The 18,618-nt window shown below is 63.8% G+C and carries 19 protein-coding genes and 1 tRNA gene; 6 read left to right on the top strand and 14 right to left on the bottom strand.

The features are described from left to right. The first annotated feature begins 305 nt into the window (after positions 1–305). Positions 306–1,433, top strand: a complete 1,128-nt coding sequence (locus AACH40_RS06815; RefSeq protein WP_338645021.1) for a hypothetical protein — start codon at positions 306–308, stop codon at positions 1,431–1,433. Positions 1,434–1,491: 58 nt separating this feature from the next. On the opposite strand, the gene AACH40_RS06810 is transcribed toward AACH40_RS06815, so the two are convergent. Continuing rightward, positions 1,492–1,581: transfer RNA gene (locus AACH40_RS06810), tRNA-Ser, on the bottom strand. A gap of 145 nt (positions 1,582–1,726) precedes the next feature. Between AACH40_RS06810 and hspQ the strand changes: the two genes are divergently transcribed. Beyond that, entirely contained in the window at positions 1,727–2,107 is a 381-nt protein-coding gene (gene hspQ / locus AACH40_RS06805) for a heat shock protein HspQ (RefSeq protein WP_169494058.1), read from the top strand. A gap of 40 nt (positions 2,108–2,147) precedes the next feature. Here the strand turns inward: hspQ and AACH40_RS06800 are convergent, their stop codons facing one another. Beyond that, positions 2,148–3,032, bottom strand: coding sequence for an ABC transporter permease (locus AACH40_RS06800; RefSeq protein ID WP_338645019.1), 885 nt, complete (start codon positions 3,030–3,032; stop codon positions 2,148–2,150). An 89-nt stretch (positions 3,033–3,121) separates the two neighbouring features. On the opposite strand from AACH40_RS06800, the gene AACH40_RS06795 reads away from it, so the two are divergent. Together AACH40_RS06795 and AACH40_RS06790 are read left to right on the top strand one after the other, a co-directional pair. Next, a complete protein-coding gene (locus AACH40_RS06795; protein ID WP_338645017.1) occupies positions 3,122–3,829 on the top strand; it encodes a GcrA family cell cycle regulator in 708 nt (235 codons plus the stop codon). Between the two features lie 101 nt (positions 3,830–3,930). Beyond that, positions 3,931–5,127 carry a GGDEF domain-containing protein gene (locus tag AACH40_RS06790; protein ID WP_338645015.1) on the top strand — a complete coding sequence of 399 codons (1,197 nt, stop codon included), beginning with the start codon at positions 3,931–3,933 and terminating at the stop codon, positions 5,125–5,127. Between the two features lie 90 nt (positions 5,128–5,217). On the opposite strand, the gene pnp is transcribed toward AACH40_RS06790, so the two are convergent. From pnp to AACH40_RS06760, 6 genes are all read right to left on the bottom strand, one after another. After that, positions 5,218–7,545, bottom strand: a complete 2,328-nt coding sequence (gene pnp, locus AACH40_RS06785; RefSeq protein ID WP_338645013.1) for a polyribonucleotide nucleotidyltransferase — start codon at positions 7,543–7,545, stop codon at positions 5,218–5,220. A 162-nt stretch (positions 7,546–7,707) separates the two neighbouring features. Next, the gene (gene rpsO, locus AACH40_RS06780) at positions 7,708–7,977 is read right to left on the bottom strand and encodes a 30S ribosomal protein S15 (protein ID WP_169494053.1); all 270 of its coding nucleotides are present in this window, start codon (positions 7,975–7,977) and stop codon (positions 7,708–7,710) included. A 5-nt stretch (positions 7,978–7,982) separates the two neighbouring features. Beyond that, positions 7,983–8,897: a tRNA pseudouridine(55) synthase TruB gene (truB, locus tag AACH40_RS06775; protein ID WP_169494052.1), complete on the bottom strand. Its 915-nt coding sequence runs from the start codon at positions 8,895–8,897 to the stop codon at positions 7,983–7,985. A gap of 5 nt (positions 8,898–8,902) precedes the next feature. Beyond that, positions 8,903–9,604 (bottom strand): site-2 protease family protein, encoded by a 702-nt coding sequence (locus tag AACH40_RS06770; RefSeq protein WP_338645010.1) that lies wholly within the window; start codon positions 9,602–9,604, stop codon positions 8,903–8,905. Next, complete coding sequence (locus tag AACH40_RS06765) at positions 9,601–10,146, bottom strand: GNAT family protein (RefSeq protein ID WP_338645008.1); 546 nt, start codon at positions 10,144–10,146, stop codon at positions 9,601–9,603. Before AACH40_RS06765 ends, AACH40_RS06770 begins: the two co-directional genes overlap by 4 nt. Further along, the gene (locus tag AACH40_RS06760; protein ID WP_338645949.1) at positions 10,143–10,730 is read right to left on the bottom strand and encodes a thymidine kinase; all 588 of its coding nucleotides are present in this window, start codon (positions 10,728–10,730) and stop codon (positions 10,143–10,145) included. Before AACH40_RS06760 ends, AACH40_RS06765 begins: the two co-directional genes overlap by 4 nt. Positions 10,731–10,819: 89 nt before the next feature. On the opposite strand from AACH40_RS06760, the gene AACH40_RS06755 reads away from it, so the two are divergent. Next, a complete protein-coding gene (locus AACH40_RS06755) occupies positions 10,820–11,425 on the top strand; it encodes a YceI family protein (protein ID WP_338645006.1) in 606 nt (201 codons plus the stop codon). Positions 11,426–11,442: 17 nt separating this feature from the next. Here AACH40_RS06755 and rbfA read toward each other — a convergent pair whose 3' ends face one another. Both rbfA and AACH40_RS06745 read right to left on the bottom strand, forming a co-directional pair. Continuing rightward, positions 11,443–11,865: a 30S ribosome-binding factor RbfA gene (rbfA, locus tag AACH40_RS06750; protein WP_169494049.1), complete on the bottom strand. Its 423-nt coding sequence runs from the start codon at positions 11,863–11,865 to the stop codon at positions 11,443–11,445. A 2-nt stretch (positions 11,866–11,867) separates the two neighbouring features. Continuing rightward, a complete protein-coding gene (locus tag AACH40_RS06745) occupies positions 11,868–12,347 on the bottom strand; it encodes a DUF1697 domain-containing protein (RefSeq protein WP_338645004.1) in 480 nt (159 codons plus the stop codon). 173 nt (positions 12,348–12,520) lie between these two features. Here AACH40_RS06745 and AACH40_RS06740 point away from each other — a divergent pair, with 173 nt between their 5' ends. After that, positions 12,521–12,877 (top strand): RcnB family protein, encoded by a 357-nt coding sequence (locus tag AACH40_RS06740; RefSeq protein WP_338645002.1) that lies wholly within the window; start codon positions 12,521–12,523, stop codon positions 12,875–12,877. An 84-nt stretch (positions 12,878–12,961) separates the two neighbouring features. Here the strand turns inward: AACH40_RS06740 and infB are convergent, their stop codons facing one another. From infB to rimP, 4 genes are read right to left on the bottom strand one after another with little or no spacing between them, the layout of a single operon-like run. Continuing rightward, complete coding sequence (gene infB, locus AACH40_RS06735; protein ID WP_338645000.1) at positions 12,962–15,574, bottom strand: translation initiation factor IF-2; 2,613 nt, start codon at positions 15,572–15,574, stop codon at positions 12,962–12,964. Positions 15,575–15,579: 5 nt separating this feature from the next. Continuing rightward, positions 15,580–16,335, bottom strand: coding sequence for a DUF448 domain-containing protein (locus tag AACH40_RS06730; protein ID WP_338644998.1), 756 nt, complete (start codon positions 16,333–16,335; stop codon positions 15,580–15,582). Then, positions 16,316–17,947, bottom strand: coding sequence for a transcription termination factor NusA (gene nusA / locus AACH40_RS06725; protein ID WP_169494045.1), 1,632 nt, complete (start codon positions 17,945–17,947; stop codon positions 16,316–16,318). Before nusA ends, AACH40_RS06730 begins: the two co-directional genes overlap by 20 nt. 5 nt (positions 17,948–17,952) lie before the next feature. Next, positions 17,953–18,513 (bottom strand): ribosome maturation protein RimP, encoded by a 561-nt coding sequence (rimP, locus tag AACH40_RS06720; RefSeq protein ID WP_169494044.1) that lies wholly within the window; start codon positions 18,511–18,513, stop codon positions 17,953–17,955. Between the last annotated feature and the right edge of the window lie 105 nt (positions 18,514–18,618).

The following is an 18,618-nucleotide window of genomic DNA, read 5'->3' as shown; positions in this document are numbered from 1 at the left end:
GAATACAAATAGTTAGTCAAGCAGAACTCAAGGGAAGCGCGGCGGATCCGATCGACTTCTCATTATCGGAATGAGGTTGCCGAATGACGTGCCAGCCATACCCCATTTGCGGATCGAACCGCGTCGAGGTCCATCACGCGAACTCGCCCTGTCGGTTGCCGCAATGGGGGCAAGCTTGCCCATCAAGCTTCCTTGCCAAGTTTCGCTGGTCAAACACTTCGGCCGGACAGAGCAGTCGATGAGGCCGCTGCTTCAATCGCGTTCAAATATAAGAACGCACATAGCGCCTATCTCAGGGAATTAAGGTGACGAATTTCATCTTGCATATTGGAGACGGCAAGTGTGGCAGCACTGCCATCCAGAATTCCTTGTATGCTTCGCGCGCTCCCTTGGCGGGTGCCGGAATTCATTATGACACACTTGCGCCGAATTCCGGACATACAGTACTCGCTCTTCTCGCTGGACAGCGCAGCAGGGCCGCGAGCCCTGCAAGAGAGGCTGTAGCTGCGCGAACTCTGCAATTGCTTCAGGACGAATGCCAACGATACGAATGGGTTGTCCTGTCGGCGGAAAACTTCATCAACCTTTCCCCGGAAGCCGCAATCGATCTGGTATCGCGGGTCAGTTCGGATATCGGAGTGATCCATGTCGTTGCGTACGTTCGCAATCCATCGGAAATGTATGCTTCCAGCGTTCAGCAACTGCTGAAAGGAAGCCATCTGTTTCCCGCGCCGGAAGCATATCATCGCCGTGTCGACCACAAGTTGAAGGCGTGGAAAGATCGGGTCGGTCAAGACCGTCTGCACGTCCGCCAATTCAGCAGGAAATTCCTTCCACGGGGCGACGTCGTAACTGATTTCTCGCAGATACTCGGTACCATCGTCGGCACTGAGATATCGTTGTCACCAGCTTCTTCAAATCGCTCGCTTTCTGCGGAGCAAACCCGTGTCCTGCAAATGTTCAGGAAAGCAGTCTATCCGAACGAAGCAGGAAGCCTGCTGCCCCGTAGCACGGAGCTGGTGCGATTTTTCACGGCGCTCAACGAAATCAAACTGGTCGGCAACCAGATTGGGCTCTCGGTGGTAGCACGCGAGGTTGTCGCTAGCCGGAATGCAGATGTCGCGCGCGGCCTCATGGATTGCTTCCCCGAACTCGACCTTTTCGAGGCCTGCGAAGGCCGCCTCCCTGTGCCGACTGGCCCCTTCCCCTGGACTGACAACGACAGCGTCGAATCAATTCTGGCAGTCTGCGACCGAGAGCTCGTCGAGCACATCGCAGCGATGTTACCCGAGTTGAACGGCGGAAATTGCGCGGATGGTCAGGTCATCGTGACGGCCATGGATCAACTGGGCTTCCATACCGATAGTGAAAAGCAGGCGTTCCTTGGGGCGCATGAAGCCTACCAGGAAGCGCGGCTCAGGTGCCGCCGATAGGTCACCCACAGGGGCAGGCCAAGCAAGCCACCTAAGAGAAGGTTTTGCGCGGAATGGCTGGCGGAGAGGGTGGGATTCGAACCCACGGTACGGTTGCCCGTACACCGCATTTCGAGTGCGGCGCATTCGACCACTCTGCCACCTCTCCGTGAAGTGCCAAGGAAGCGGCGGGTGCCTGCTCCCGGTCGGGAAGCGCGCCGTTAGCGCATGGATTCCACCCTTTCAAGCGAAAAGGGCATTCCATCCACAGCCGCTCGCTTGTTTAGCTTCCGCCGAAAACCTATATCGGTTGCATGAACCGCACGAGCTTCTTTTCGCCCCAGGCCGGTCGCGAGATTTCTGCTCCTCCTGTCGCAGAGGCCCGCTTCGATATCGGCGAGGTTGTACGCCACAGGTTGTTCGGATTCCGTGGCGTTGTGTTCGATATCGACCCCGTCTTCGCCAACAGCGAAGAATGGTACGAATCGATTCCCAAGGATATCCGTCCGCGACGCGATCAGCCGTTCTACCACTTGCTCGCCGAAAACGACGAAAGCAGCTATGTTGCTTACGTCAGCCAGCAGAACCTGCTTGCTGACGCCGAGGCTGGCCCAGTGGACCACCCTTCGCTCGAGCAGATCTTCGAAGACTTCCGCGACGGCCGCTACCGCCTTCGTCGCGCCCTGTCGCACTGAGCCGAAAGGGGCAATCAAGCCCCTCGGTCAAGCACCAAGCTCAGTTCTTGAGCTTCCAGCCCGAGCGCAGCAGCAGGTAGATGATCACCGCCAGCACGGCGTTGAGGACGCCGAGGCCAATGGCGCCGTGCAGCACCGCTAGGTTGGTATCGCCGATATCGCTCTGCCCAAGAAATCCGAAGCGGAAGCCCGAGATCACGTAAAAGATCGGGTTCACGCGGCTAACAGCCTGAAACGCGGGGGCAAGGTTGCTGATAACGTAGAACGTCCCCGACAGCATCGACATAGGGGTGATGACGAAGTTGGTCACGGCAGCCAAATGATCGAACTTTTCGGACCACATCGAGGTCGCCACCCCGATCAGCGACAGCAGGATCGATCCCATCAGGCCAAACCAGGCGATCGCCCAGGGGTGGCGAATTTCCATATTCACGCCCGGCCACAGCAGCATCGCGCCGTAGACGACGAGCCCCACCAATATCGCGCGCGTCACGGCTGCGCCGACCAGCGCGGCGAGCAGTTCTCCTTCGGAAATCGGCGGCATCAGGTAGTCGATGATCGTGCCCTGGATCTTGCCGCCCAGCAGGCCGAAGCTCGCATTGGCGAAGGCATTGTTGATCATCCCCATCGCGATGAGGCCCGGGGCGACGAAGCTTGCAAACGGCACGCCGAGCACTTCGCGTCCGCCCCGGCCAAGCGCCAGGGTGAAGATCATCAGATAGAGCAGCGTGGTGACCGCAGGCGCCCAGATCGTCTGGGTCTGCACCTTGAAGAAACGGCGGACCTCCTTCATATAGAGGGTCCACAGCCCCAACCTGTTGATGCTGCGGAACAGCGGCTCCCCGGGGTTTGGAAAACCTCCGGTCGCACGGATGTTCACGGTCGGGGTTTCACCCCCGGTCAGGGGTAGAGATTGATCGGCCATGCCCGGTGCGGTATCGCGCTGGCGGCCCTATGGCAAGGCAAGGGATGCACGCGTTCGCGCTTGCAACTCCACGAAGGAAAACTGACGGCATGAGTTGGACGGACGAGCGCATCGAGAAGCTGACCAAGATGTGGGAGGGCGGTGCGACTGCCAGCCAGATCGCCGACGAACTCGGCGGGGTCAGCCGCAACGCCGTTATCGGCAAGGCGCATCGCCTCGGGCTGAAGGCCCGACCTTCCCCGGTCAAGCCGAACGACAAGGCCGACGTGCCCGCAGCGGCGCCGAAGGCTGCCAAGCCAGCGCCAGCGCCCGAACCGCGTCCTGCTCCTGCACCAAAGGCAGCCGCGCCGGTTGCCGCCGCTCCCGTCGCGCCGCCGCCCCCGCCAGCCCCGCGCCCTGCCTCGCAGGCACCTGCGGCCCCAGCCGTCGCCGCTACGAACGACGCACCCGCCGCGCCGCAGCCGCGCATCGTCTCGGTCGGTCCGGGCGGCTTCCTGCGCCAGGGCCCTGGCGATCAGCAGGCACCGATCCCGCCGGCGCCCCCGCGTCGCCTCGTTCCGGCACGCCCGAGCCCCGAGATTGCCGACAAGACGAGCCTGCTCGACCTGAACGATCGCATCTGCCGCTGGCCGATGGGTCACCCGGGCGAACCGGACTTCCACTTCTGCGGGGAAAAGGTGAACCCCGGCTTCCCATACTGCGTCGATCACTGCGGCCGCGCCTATCAGGCGCAGCTGCCGCGCGGTCATCGCCGCCCGCCCCCGCCGATGCCGTTCGGCGGCCCCCGGGTGCGTTAAGGTCCGATTTCCGGGGCTTCTGGCGGTGAAGTTGGCGTTACTTAAAGTCTACGCAACCGACCGGGATTAAGGGAAGCGCCGCCAGCCCGTTCTCCTTACGCATGAGCGAAGAGGACTCCGCGGAGAATGGGCGGCGCAGCCGCTGGCGCCAATGGTTTGGCTTGGGTCAGTATGACGATGACGACGAAGGCAACGCTGGTGCCTCCGTCGCATCGGCAGTACCTGCCGCGTCAGGCAGCTATCGCGATCCGACAGCCCGGGAGATCTGGCTTCCTGCCAAGCGCCGGATGCTCGGCAAAGTTGCCGATTTCCTGATCGACCACGATCTCGAGATCCTGCCCTATACGCTCGGCATCGCCTATGATTGCGTGACGGGGGCAAGCCCTCGCCTTGTCCAGATGATCCTGGAGCGGACAGAGCGAGGATTGCCCGTGACGTTGCGCTGGCTTGACGAGGCCGTGCGCGATGCCGGGACCGCGAAGGCCGAGGATACGCTTCACGCGCTGATGGAGCAGCTGGAAGGCGACATTGCTTCGTTCGGCGACACCATGAAGGGCGCGCAGGACGCAACGAGCGAATACAACACCGCGCTGACGAGACACGTGGATAGCTTGCATGCCGCATCGTCTACCCAGGCGACGATCGCCGAGCTGACGGCCCTCACCCGGGCGATGATCGAACATACGCGCACGATGCAGGGTGATCTTGCCCGCAGCGAGAAGCGCGCCCAGGAACTGCAGGCGACGCTGGAAGAAACCCGGCGCGCTGCCGATCAGGATCACCTGACCGGCCTGCCCAACCGTCGCGCCTTCGATCACCTGTTCGACCGCGAACTCCGCGAAGCACAAGCCAGAAAGGAACCGCTATCGGTTGCCTTTGTCGACATCGACCATTTCAAGCGCATCAACGACACCCATGGGCATCCCGCCGGGGACAGGGTGCTGCGTGTCGTGGCCGAAACGCTCGACCGGATTTCCGACGCGCGCTGCCATGTCGCCCGGCACGGCGGCGAGGAATTTGCGGTCTTGTTCCGGGGGCTGACGTTGCAGCAGGCCTGGAAACGACTGGACGGCGCACGAGCAGAGATTGCGGAAAGACGGTTGGTAAATCGGGCAACCGACATGCCGTTCGGGCAAGTCACATTCTCGGGCGGCCTCGCCGATGTGTTCGCCTATCCAGGCAAGAGCGCTGCCATGAAGGCCGCCGATGAAGCCCTGTATACGGCGAAGGAGAGCGGTCGAAACCAGATCGTGATGGCATGTGCACCGCCGGGTGAACCGGTGCGCAAGGCTGCCTGACAGCGGCTTTTGACCCTTTGGCAGGTGCAAAAGCAAAAGGACCCGCGATTGCTCGCGGGTCCTTTCGTTTTCAGCCCTTCGTCGGGACGATCAATCGTCCGACTTGAGGAATGCCGGCATGTGATCCGGGGCCGGACCGTCTTCGCGGTCACGGCGCGGGCCGCGATCGCCACGGCCTTCGCCGCCGTCACGACGCGGACCACGATCACCGCGACCGCCGCGGTCGCCACCGCGGCCGCCCGGACCACGACGGTCACCGCCACGATCACCACGGTCGCCGCGCGGTTCACGCGGTTCGCGGGGCGGACGGGTATCTTCCAGTTCGGCGCCGGTTTCCTGGTCGACGACGCGCATCGACAGGCGAACCTTGCCGCGGTTGTCGATCTCGAGGACCTTGACCTTCACGGCCTGGCCTTCTTTGACGACATCCGTCGGCTTTTCCACGCGCTCGTTCTTCATTTCGCTGACGTGGACGAGACCGTCCTTGCCGCCCATGAAGTTCACGAAAGCGCCGAAGTCGACGATGTTGACGACCTTGCCGTCGTAGATCTTGCCGACTTCCGCTTCCTCGACGATGCCGAGTATCCAGTTTTTGGCCGCTTCGATCTGACCGAGATCCGACGAGCTGATCTTGATCAGGCCTTCGTCGTCGATGTCGACCTTCGCGCCGGTGGTGGCGACGATCTCGCGGATCACCTTGCCGCCGGTGCCGATCACGTCGCGGATCTTCGACTTGTCGATCTGCAGCGTCTCGATGCGCGGAGCGTGCGCCGAAAGTTCGGTGCGCGCTTCGCCCAGCGCCTTGGTCATCTCGCCCAGGATGTGCGCACGGCCTTCCGAAGCCTGACGCAGGGCGACTTCGAAGATCTCGCGCGTGATGCCCGCGACCTTGATGTCCATCTGCATCGTGGTGATGCCTTCAGAGGTGCCAGCCACCTTGAAGTCCATGTCGCCGAGGTGATCCTCGTCGCCCAGGATGTCCGAGAGAACGGCGAACTTGTCACCTTCCAGGATCAGGCCCATGGCGATGCCCGAAACCGGACGCTTCACCGGAACGCCCGCGTCCATCATCGAGAGGCAGCCGCCGCAGACGGTCGCCATCGAGGACGAACCGTTCGACTCGGTGATGTCCGAGAGGATGCGGATCGTATAGGGGAACTCTTCCTTGGTCGGCAGCACCGGGTGCAGCGCGCGCCATGCCAGCTTGCCATGGCCCACTTCGCGACGGCCCGGAGCACCGAAGCGACCGACTTCGCCCACCGAGTACGGCGGGAAGTTGTAGTGGAGCATGAAGTTTTCGTAGCGCAGGCCTTCGAGGCCGTCGATCATCTGCTCGGCGTCCTTGGTGCCCAGCGTGGTCGTGCAGATCGCCTGCGTTTCACCGCGGGTGAACAGCGCCGAACCATGGGTGCGCGGCAGGAAGCCGACGATCGCTTCGATCGGGCGGACCTGCGTGGTGGTGCGGCCGTCGATGCGCTGCCCGTCCTTCAGGATCGCGCCACGGACGATGTCGGCTTCCACCTTCTTCATCGTCTTGATCGCGACCATCTGGGTCTGCGCGCCGTCCTCGGCGAACGCGGCCTTGGCCTTGGCGCGGGCTTCGTTCAGAGCGTTGGAGCGCGCCGACTTGTCGGTCAGCTTGTAGGCAGCGGCGACGTCGGCACCGACGAGGTCCTTGAGCTTCTTCTTGATGTCGGCGGTGTTGTCCGACAGGTCGATTTCCCAAGGATCCTTGGCGGCCTTCTCGGCCAGCTGGATGATCGCACCGATGACCTTGCGGATCTCGTCATGCGCGAACATCACGGCGCCGAGCATCTCGTCTTCGCTCAGTTCCTTGGCTTCCGATTCCACCATCATCACGGCGGTGTCGGTTGCGGCAACGACGAGGTCGAGACGACCGTCGGCCAGAGCCACGTCCTGCTTCGGGTTCAGGACATATTCGCCATCGACGAAGCCGACGCGCGCAGCGCCGATCGGGCCCATGAACGGCACGCCCGAGATGGTCAGCGCAGCCGAAGCGGCAATCATCGCGACGATATCGGGTTCGGTCTCGCCATCATAGCTCAGCACCTGGGCGATGACGTTAATTTCGTTATAGAAGCCTTCCGGGAACAGCGGACGGACCGGACGGTCGATCAGGCGGGAAACCAGCGTTTCCTTTTCCGTGGCACCGCGTTCGCGCTTGAAGAAGCCGCCGGGGATGCGGCCGGCTGCCGAATACTTTTCCTGGTAGTGGACGGTCAGGGGGAAGAAGTCCTGGCCTTCCTTGACCGACTTGGCGGCCGTGACCGCGCAGAGCACCACGGTTTCACCGTAGGTGGCGATGACCGCGCCGTCAGCCTGACGGGCAATGCGGCCGGTTTCGAGGGTGAGGGTCTTTCCGCCCCACTCCAGCGATACGGTTTTGACGTCGAACATTTCGTTTCCTTCAGCCCGCGCGCCCTATTGCGAGCGGGGTTTGCTGCCGGGGAATGCCGTCCCGGTCCGGTGTGGGGCCTTTCACCTGGCCCCGAAGGCGCTTCGCCGGATTGCGTGGGCGCCTAAAAGCAAAAGCGGCCCGCTAGGGGCCGCTCCGCTTGGTTACTTGCGAAGACCGAGCTTCTGGATCAGCGCGTTGTAGCGCTCGACGTCCTTCTTCTTGAGGTAGTCGAGCAGCGAGCGGCGCTTGTTGACCATCATCAGGAGGCCACGACGCGAATGGTTGTCCTTGTGGTGGGCCTTGAAGTGCTCGGTCAGCGTCTGGATGCGGCTGGTCAGGATCGCGACCTGGACTTCCGGCGAACCGGTGTCGTTGGCAGCGCGAGCGTTGCTCTGGATGACTTCCTGCTTCTTTTCCGCGGTAATCGACATGTCATTCACTCCGCGACATCGGGTAGGTTGAACCCCCTGGCAACCGTCAGGCTTCCGCCCGAAAGCTCAACCAGCGCGACGGGCACCCTGCCCAGTCTTGCCCAGAAGAGCCCGTCGTTGCAGGGCAATCCCGTCAGAACGCGGCCCTGTCGGACCGCCCTTGCCTGCTCGGGATCGAGGTCTAGAGCCGGGATGTCGACCAGCCCTGCCTCCAGCGGCAAGAGTATGTGTTCAAGGGGCGCGCCTTTACCGACCTCGTTCAGTTTGTCCAGCGAAATCGCCTCTGACAAGCCGAACGGCCCGGCCCGCAGGCGGCGCAGCATCGTGACGTGGCCTACCGTGCCCAGCGCATGCGCGATGTCGCGTGCCAGGCTGCGGATATAGGTGCCCTTCGAAACATAAGCGACGAGCGTTGCGGATTCGACGGAGTGATCGGGTCCTTCTTGCGTTTCCAGCGTCAGCGCACCGATCGTCACCGTGCGCGTTGGCATTGCGACGTCTTCGCCGGCACGCGCGCGATCATAGGCCCGCTGCCCGTCGATCATCAGCGCCGAATAGGCCGGGGGGACCTGCTCGATGGGGCCTTGGAAGCGAACGAGAGCAGCCGTCAGGGCATCCAGCGTAGGCCGCGCATCGCTTTCCGCGATGACCTTTCCTTCAAGGTCGAGCGTGTCGGTTTCCCGCCCGAACTCGATCGTGAACGCGTACTCCTTGGTCGCATCCAGCATTCGCCCGCACAGCTTGGTCGCCTCCCCCACCGCGATCGGCAGAACGCCGGTCGCCAGCGGATCGAGCGTGCCGCCGTGGCCAACCTTCACCTTGCCATGCCCCGCCTGCCGCAGGTTGCGCTTCACCGCAGCCACGCCTTGCGTCGAGCCAAGCTCGAGCGGCTTGTCGAGAATGATCCAGCCATCAACCATCGGCGTTACATCGGCTCCGGCCCGGCGGCCCAGGCGGCGACATGCTGGTACTGCTCGACCAGCCACTGCACCGGCGGCAGCACGATCCGATCGACGAGGTGCAGGCCGGGGACGAGATAGGGCAGCACAAGGAAAATCCCCATGAACACCAGGATTCCGTAAGGCTCGATCCGGTCCATCATTCGCGCGCCCGACATCGGCAGGATGCCGCGCAGGATGCGCGAACCATCGAACGGGGGCAGCGGGATCAGGTTGAACATGCCCACGAAGGTGTTGATCAGGATGAAGTTCTGGAGGTTGTCGGCAATGAAGCGCAGCCAGAACGCAGGCTCTGCCTGGGTATCGGCCACCCGCACCAGCAGCCCCAGCGCGATCGCGGCCAACAGCGCCAGGATGAAGTTGGTCACCGGCCCTGCCGCGCCGACAAAGGCCATGTCCCGCTTGGGATTGTTCAGCCGGCGATAGTTTACCGGCACCGGCTTTGCCCAGCCAAACACCGGAAGGCCCATCAGCTTGAGTGCGCCCGGCAGGATGATCGTGCCGACCGGATCGACATGGCGCAGCGGGTTGAGGCTCAGCCGGCGCCGCTCCCACGCCGTCGGATCGCCCAACGCGCGTGCCATCCAGCCGTGTGCCACTTCATGGAACACGATGGCGAAGACCAGCGGCACGACCAGCGTGGCGATGGAATAGAGCGTGGCATTCATCGGTTGATCCATTCGTCGCGCAGGATGCTGAAGGACACGGTGTCGCGCACATGGCCGGTCCAGGTCTTGCGTTCATGGCGCAGCACGCCTTCGCGTACCGCGCCGAGCTTGAGCACGGCCGCCTGGCTGCGCTTGTTGCGCTCGTCCACCTTGAAGCCGACCCGTTCCAGCCCGCAGGCGAAAGCATGGTCGATCATCAGCTTCTTGAGCCGGGTGTTGAAGCCTGTGCCACGCACCTCCGGCACGATATAGCTGTTGCCGATCTCGATCGACCAGCCTGGCTGTCCCTGCTCGATCCAGGCGGTCATGCCGACGACGTCGTCACCGCGAAGTATCGCATAGGCGCGGCGCCGCAGCCCTCCGTCCAGCAGGCTATCGAACTGCGGATCGAAGGCCGCACCTTCATACGTGAACGGATAGATCCGCCAGATCTCGCCATCACGCGCGCAGGCCTCGCGAAGGCCCTCGCGGTGCGCCTCGGCAATCGGTTCAAGCCGCAGATCACCGTCGGTCAGTGGCACATAGAGGCTTTCGTCGCTCATCGTTCGTCCCCGTGCAGCGCTTCGGTGAAATGCCGGCGGCACAAGGCGACATAGCGATCGTTGCCGCCGATCTCGGTCTGCGCCCCTGCCCGCACGGCGCCGCCATCGGCATCGACGCGCAGGTTCATCGTTGCCTTGCGGCCGCAGTGGCACACCGCCTTCAGTTCGATCAGCGCGTCCGCGATCCCGAGCAGCACGCCCGAACCTTCGAACAGCGCCCCCTTGAAATCGGTGCGCAGGCCGTAGCAAAGCACCGGAATATCGGCCTCATCGGCAAGCCGCGCGAGTTGCCATACTTGTGCACCGGTAAGGAACTGCGCTTCATCGACCATCACGCAGGACAGTGGCTGGACAAGATGCGCGGCATGCACCCGCGCCCACAGATCGGTGGACGCATCGAAGCGGTGCGCATCGGCGTCCAGCCCAATGCGACTGACGATCCCGCCGCTGCCCGAACGGGAATCGACGGCCGCCGTCCACAGCATGGTGGCCATGCCGCGTTCGCGGTAATTGAAGTCCGCCTGCAACAACGTGGTCGATTTGCCCGCGTTCATGCTGGCGTAGTAGAAGTAGAGCTTGGCCATGTCCTGCCGGGAAATAGGGGCATCGCGCGGGAACGCCAGCGGGATACGCACTTTTTGTCGGAAAGTCGCAGAACAAGGATCGCCGATTGATGATGCACCGATCCAGCACCCGCCGGGCCATCGCCGCCATCGCGATCTCCCTGCTTTGCGCGAGCCCCGCGATGCCGGCATCTTCCGCACCGGCCCAGCCCTTGCGCTATCGGCTCGATGCCCAGGCAAGCAGCGTCCATGCCCGCGTTGGCTTCTTCGGCATTGCCAGCAAGACGGCGCGCTTTCCCTCCATGAGCGGGGGAATTCAGATCGATCCAGCCCGGCTCGATGCCATCCGCCTGGACGTCCAGCTTGATGCTCGCGCGTTGCAGGCCGGGGATTCGGTCACGCTCGCCCGGCTCAAAGGCGCCGACTTCTTCGACGTGGCCCACTATCCCGACGTGCGGTTCCTCGGCCGGACCATGAGCATGACCGGCCCCGTCACCGCCTATGTCGATGGAGATCTCACCGCGCGCGGCGTGACCCGTCCGGCGCGGCTTTCCGTCACCTTCACCGCCCCTCCAGCACAGGCCAACGGGCAGCAGCCGATGCATCTCTCGGCGCGAACGACAATCGACCGTACCGATTTCGGCATGACGGCCTATCGCCTGATCGTCAGCCGGAAAGTGACCATCACCATCGACGCACAGATGGTCCCCGCCTGACCCGGCTAGCCTGAGGCTCAGGCCGCGCCATCGTCCTCTTCGGTTTCATCGGCACCTATGTCGCGCTGGACGCGCGGATCGGACAGCAGCATGTCGATCCGGCTGGCCTCGTCAAAGCTCTCGTCGGCGAGGAACTTGATCTTCGCCGCGTACTTGAGCTTCAGCTTGCCGGCGACCTCCTTCTGAAAGAACGCGGTATTCGTGCGCAGCGCCTTGAGCACCTCGTCCTCGTCCTTGCCCAGCAGGGCCTTCACGAAGACCGTGGCATGACGCAAATCGGGCGACATCCGAACTTCGGTCACCGAAACGGTGTGCCCGGTCAGGACATCGTCATGCACGGTCTGCCGCGCAAGAAGTTCGGAAATCACGTGGCGCACCTGCTCACCCACTTTGAGCAAGCGGACCGAGCGAGTTTCGGGAGTGGTGTGTTGACGGGCCAAGGCTATCTCATTTTCGCGAGGATCCGGGCAAGCGAGCGCACGTTGCGCGCGGTGCCGCGACATCCCAGCCGTTTTTCCATGAACGCGGCAGTCAGCTTCGAATTGCCGATGCCATCGACGTAATCGATATAGAGGCAGCGCTCGCCGATTGCGAGCCTTTCGGGACCGCGTCCCGCGTGGTCGGCGCAAAGGCGCTGGAATGCGGCCTCGTCCGGTTGCCGTTCAAGGAAGTGCGTGTGCACCAGATTGTCCGCGCCGATGCCGGTGAAGGGGTTGCCTTCGACACCTGCACGCACGTCTTGCACCGTGCGCACCGCTGCGAAAGTGCGGATGGCAAATCTCTCCAGAATGGTTGCCGTCATCAGTTCGCTAACGGCGATGTCAGATGAATTGGGGTGATCGAACAGCACATTGCCACTGGCAACCACCGTCTCGACATCGCTGAAACCCGCCCCCACAAGAACTTCCCTGAGTTCGGCCATGCCGAGGCGGTTGCCACCCACGTTGATGCTGGAAAGGAAAGCCGCGCGTCTCATTCGGTGCCTTGGCTGTCGTATTCGTCCATCGTCCTGCGACACAATGCCACACTTTCCGACGGATAGAGCCAGGTTTCGGTGCGTTACCCCCAACGATCCTCCACAGGAAAGGGACCACCATGAAGAAGACCGTTCTTGCCACACTGGCGCTTTCGCTCACGCTGCCGCTGGCGACACCTGCATTTGCCCAGCCGCATCGTAACGACGACCACCGCGGGCCGAGCGCGCACGCGAACGTGCGTGCAGACCGCAATCATGGCGCCAGCGTCCGCGCCAAGGCGCACGGCAATCCGTTCCGCAAGGGCCAGCGCTTCGTGTCGAGCCGCGCGCCCAACTACCGCGTGGTCGACTATCGCCAGTATCGCCGCCTTGGCCCGCCGCCGCGCGGCTACCACTGGGTGCGCTCGGGCAACGACGCGCTGCTGGTCGCGATCAGCAGCGGCATCATCGCCTCGGTAATCGCAAACAACTTCTAAGCGAAAGCTGACAGAAGAAGGGGCGGCCTGCTTGCGCAGGTCGCCCCTTTTCCTTTGTGCATCGCGGAAAGCGAGGCCCCGCCGTCACAGAGTACGGGCGCGTTCCTCAACCTCGAAGACTTCAAGCATGTCGCCCGGCTTGATGTCGTTGGTGTCCTGCAGCACCACGCCGCACTCCAGGCCGGCGCGGACTTCGGGCACGTCGTCCTTGAAGCGACGCAGAGAAGCGATGACCGTCTTGCTGACGATGACGTCCTGGCGCGTAAGACGGGCGTTGATGCCCTTGCGGATGAACCCTTCGAGCACCAGCAGGCCGGCAGCCTTGTCCTTCTTGCCCGCGGGGAACACTTCCTTGACCTCGGCGCGGCCCACGACGGTTTCGATACGCTCCGGCCCGAGTTCGCCCGCCATTTCCGAGCGGATGTCGTCGGTGAGCTGATAGATCACGTCGAAGTACTTCATCCGCACCTTGTTGCGCTCGACAAGCTCGCGCGCCTTGGCGTTGGGACGGACGTTGAAGCCCACGATGGGTGCGCCGCTTGCCTGGGCAAGGTTGACGTCGCTCTCGGTGATCGCGCCCACGCCAGACTGCAGGATGCGAACCTTGATCTCGTCGGTCGAGATCTTGTTGAGCGCGTTGACGATCGCCTCGACCGAACCCTGTACGTCGGCCCGGATGACCAGCGGATACTCGATCACCGCAGCCTTTGCCGCCAGCGCGGAGAACATGTTCTCCAGGCTGGTCGGTGCCGTTGCCGTACGCTTCGCGGTCGCCTGCTCCTGACGGTAGGCGGCAACTTCGCGGGCACGTGCCTCGTTTTCGACCACGGTCAGCGTGTCACCGGCCATCGGCACGCCGCCGATGCCAAGCACTTCAACCGGCAATGACGGCGGCGCGACCTTCACCTGGCGTCCCTTGTCGTCGAGCATGGCGCGAACGCGGCCCGACTGCGTGCCCACGACGAGGATGTCACCAACCTTCAGCGTGCCGCGGTTGACCAGCACGGTCGCCAGCGGACCCTTGCCCTTGTCGAGCTTGGCCTCGATCACGGTGGCTTCGGCCGCGCGATCGGGGTTGGCCTTCAGTTCGAGCAGTTCGGCCTGCAGCAGGATCTTCTCGATCAGATCGTCGAGACCCGCACCGGTCTTGGCCGAAACCTCGACATCCTGCACGTCGCCCGACATCGCCTCGACAATGACTTCGTGCTCGAGCAGGCGTTCGCGGATCTTCTGCGGGTTGAATTCAGGCTTGTCGGCCTTGGTGATCGCCACGATCATCGGCACGCCGGCCGCCTTGGTGTGGTTAATCGCCTCGATCGTCTGCGGCATCAGCCCGTCGTCGCCCGCAACCACCAGAATGACGATGTCGGTGACATTGGCACCGCGCATGCGCATTTCGGTGAAGGCTTCGTGGCCCGGGGTATCAAGGAAGGTGATGTGGTCACCGCCCTTGGTCTTGATCTGGTAGGCGCCGATATGCTGGGTGATGCCGCCGGCTTCGCCGCGAACCACGTCGGTGCCGCGCAGCGCATCGAGCAGGCTGGTCTTGCCGTGGTCGACATGGCCCATGATCGTGACCACCGGCGGACGCGGCTGCAGCGTGTCTTCGGCATCGACGTCGGCTGCGGTGTCGATATCGACATCGCTCTCGCTCACGCGCTGGATGTTGTGGCCGAATTCGGTGACGAGCAGTTCGGCGGTGTCCTGGTCGATGGTCTGGTTGATGGTGACCATCATGCCCATCTTGAACAGCGCCTTGACCAGGTCCGCGGCCTTTTCGGCCATGCGGTTGGCCAGGTCCTGCACGGTGATCGCTTCAGGCACGACCACGTCGCGCACCTGCTTCTCGCGCGGCTGCGACTGGCCGGCGAAGTGCGCGCGGCGTTCCTTTTCCCGAGCGCGCTTGAGCGCGGCAAGCGAACGGGCGCGGGCGCCTTCATCCTCGTTGAGCGCACGCGTGACGGTCAGCTTGCCACCACGGCGCTCATCGCCACCCTTGCGATCGCGCGCCGGCGGCTGCGGCTTCTTGGCAGCAGGTTCGGGGCGCTTGACCGGAGCAACCGGCGTGAACCGGCGCGGCGCGGGTGTGACCGGCGCCGCAGCCTTGGTTTCGGTCGCGGCTTCGGCTGCAGGCTCTGCAGACGGGGCGGCGGCAACAGCCGGCGCTTCCGCAGGCGTTGCAGCAACGGGAGCAGGCGTAGCCGCAGCAGCGGGCTCGGCCGCAGCCGGAACTTCCGCGACCGGAGCAGCCTCTGGCTCGCCAGACTTGGCAGCTACCTGCGCGCGGTTTTCTTCCGCCCGGCGACGCTCTTCTTCCTGCGCGCGCTGACGTTCTTCGTGTTCGCGACGGTTGGCCGCCTCAAGCGCGGCAAGGCGCGCCTCTTCGGCTTCGCGCAGCAGGCGGGCCTGAAGCTCCTGGCGGGTCTCGCGCGACGCGGTGGGCGAAACCGGCGGCGGGGGAGGCGGAGTCGGACGGGCGACGGGGGCAGCGGGCGCCGGAGCGGCAGGCTTCGCCACTTCGGGGGCAGGCGCGGCCGCAGCCTCGCCCGGGCGGCCCATCAGCTTGCGCCGCTTGACCTCGACCACCACCTTGTTGGTGCGGCCGTGGCTGAAGGTCTGCTTGACCTCGCCGGCCTCGACCGAAGTCTTCAGGCCCAGCGGCCTGCGGCCCAGCGTCGGCTTCTTGTCATCGCTCATCGAACTTATTCGCCCTTCGTATCAATATCGTCGTTCGCCGCGGCGCCATCGGATGGCGGAGCGGCGGAGTCGGCCTCAACGAGGCCTTCATTCCCAACCCCGAGAAAACGTGTCAGTCGCCGCAAATGGCCGGCTATGCGCTCGGCCGCGGCGGCATCGGTTACGCCCAGGTGCACGACGTTGTCGCGGCCCAATGCCACAGACAGCGCCGCCCGGTCCAGCGGCAAGATAGTGCCCTTGAGCCCCGAGCCTTCGGCCTCTTCGCCCACCCGCCACGCCTGTGCGAGCTTGTTGGGCCCGTCGCTTCCGGCATCGTTGGCGTGCGCGAGCAAGCGCACGGCGCCAGCCCTGCATCCTTGCGCGATCTTTTCCGTGCCGAGCAGGATGTTGCCCGCGCGCAGTTCGATCCCCAACCTGTCAGTCAGCGTGCGCCGAAGTGCTGTTTCGATGCGAACGGCCAAGTCATCTGGAATGGTCAGTGGCGCACCCTTGAACGCGCGCGCCATCGCCCCCTTAAGCTTGCCATTGGCAATCGCTCTTTCAAGGTCGGCCCGTGCAACACCCAGCCAGGCCCCTCGCCCCGGCGCACGCGCCAGCGGGTCGGGCAGGACCAGTCCATCGGGCGAGATCGCAAGGCGCAGCAGCTCGTCCCGGCCGCCGTGGCTGCCGGAAAGAACGCACTTGCGCTCCGGCAGGGTCTCCCCCGCCGGGCGTGCCTTCGGCCTTTCGGCGCCTAGCGTGTCATTGCGAGGATTCCGCATCGGCGGCCTCCTCAGTTGCCGGTTCGTCGTCGAACCAGTGCGCACGCGCTGCCATGATGATTTCGTTGCCCTGCTCTTCGCTCAGGCCGTATTCGCCCAGCACGCCACCCTTGTCCTGCTCACGCTCGGTACGCTCGCGCCGTTCGGGGCTCGGATTGCGGCGACGCTGTTCGCCACCGCGCTTCTTCGCGATCAGCTCGTCAGTCGCCAGGTCGGCGAGATCGTCGAGCGTCTTGATCCCCGCCTTGCCCAGCGTGACGAGCATCGCTTCGGTCAAGTGCGGAAGTTCAGCGAGCGCATCGTCGACGCCAAGGCCGCGACGTTCCTCGCGCTGACCTTCCTCGCGACGTTCGAGCGCCTCGGTTGCGCGGCTCTGCAGTTCCTCGGCGAGTTCCTCGTCGAAGCCTTCGATCGCAGCCAGTTCGGCAATGTCGATATAGGCGACTTCCTCGAGCTCGCTGAAGCCCTCGGCGACGAGCAGCTGCGACAGCGTTTCGTCGACGTCGAGCTCTTCCTCGAACATCTTCGAGCGCTCGGCGAATTCCTTCTGGCGCTTCTCCGAAGCTTCCGCTTCGGTCATGATGTCGATCGCTGAACCCGTCAGCGACGAGGCAAGGCGCACGTTCTGGCCGCGACGACCGATGGCGAGCGAAAGCTGGTCATCGGGCACGACGACCTCGATGCGGCTCTCTTCCTCGTCGATCACGACGCGGCTCACGGTCGCGGGCTGCAGCGCGTTCACCACGAAGGTCGCGGTGTCCTCGCTCCAGGGAATGATGTCGATCTTTTCGCCCTGCAGTTCCTGCACGACGGCCTGGACGCGGCTGCCCTTCATGCCGACGCACGCGCCGACCGGATCGATCGAACCGTCGCGGCTGATCACGCCGATCTTGGCGCGCGACCCGGGATCGCGGGCCGCAGCCTTGATCTCGATGATGCCGTCATAGATTTCGGGCACTTCCTGCGCGAACAGCTTCTTCATGAATTCGGGGTGCGCGCGGCTCAGGAAGATCTGCGGGCCACGGTTCTGGCGCTCTACCTTCATGATCCAGGCGCGGACGCGCTCGCCCACGCGCGGCACTTCGCGCGGGATCTGCTGATCGCGACGGATCACGCCCTCGGCGCGGCCGAGGTTGACGATCACGTGGCCGAATTCGACCGACTTGATCACGCCGGTAATGATCTCGCCGGCGCGGTCCTTGAATTCCTCGTACTGGCGATCGCGCTCGGCATCGCGGACCTTCTGGAAGATCACCTGCTTGGCCGACTGCGCGTCGATGCGGCCGAGATCGACCGGCGGCAGCGGATCGACGATGAAGTCGCCGATCTTGGCACCGGGCTGCAGCTTCTCGGCCTGCTTGAGATCGACCTGCTTGAAGTAGTCCTCGACGTGCTCGACCACTTCGACGACGCGCCACAAGCGCAGGTCACCGGTGCGCGGATCGAGCTTCGCACGGATGTCGTTCTCCGCACCATAACGGTTGCGGGCCGACTTCTGGATCGCCTCTTCCATCGCCTCGATGACGATCGACTTGTCGATCATCTTCTCCGAGGCCACCGAGTTGGCGATGGCGAGCAGCTCGGCGCGGTTGGCGGAAATCGCACTGGCCATGACGTTCAGTCTTCCTGTTCTTCGAGGATTTCATCCGCACCGCTCGTATCGAGCGGCCGGGAAGCGGCGATAAGCTTGTCGGTCAAAATCAGCTTGGCATTGGCGACAAGGCCAAAAGGAACTTCGAAAACGGTGCCTTCGTCGTCGATCGAGATCGTCTGCGTTTCAGCATCGAACCCGACGAGATCGCCGCGATAGCGCTTGCGATTGTCGATCAGCTCGGACAGCTCGATCCGCGCCTCGTGCCCGATCCAGGCGGCAAAGTCCTTGGGGCGGGTCAGCGGACGATCGATCCCGGGCGAGCTGACCTCGAGGCGATAGGCCTCTTCGATCAGCACATCGCCGGCTTCTTCAAGCGCATCGATGCGATCGGAAATGCGGTGCGAGAGCGCGGCGCAGTCCTCGATCACCAGCTGGCCGGTCGCGGGCCGCTCGGCCATGATCTGGAGCGTGTGCTCCTCGTCGCCGATCTCGCCGCCCTTGAAATAGCGCACGCGCACGAGATCGAAGCCGAGCGCCTTGGCCTCCGGCTCCACAACCTCGATAATCCGCGCGATATCCGCCATATTTCCAGTACCTGCTCCAAATGCATCCAGCCGACATGGCCAAAGCCATCCGGCGCCGGCCCCTCGCGGCGCCAGCCCTGACTTTGCCTCAACAATGTCGGGATT

It is taken from the genome of Novosphingobium olei, from assembly GCF_037076535.1.
GTDB classification, from domain to species: domain Bacteria; phylum Pseudomonadota; class Alphaproteobacteria; order Sphingomonadales; family Sphingomonadaceae; genus Novosphingobium; species Novosphingobium olei.
This window is presented reverse-complemented; position numbering and strand designations above follow the sequence as displayed.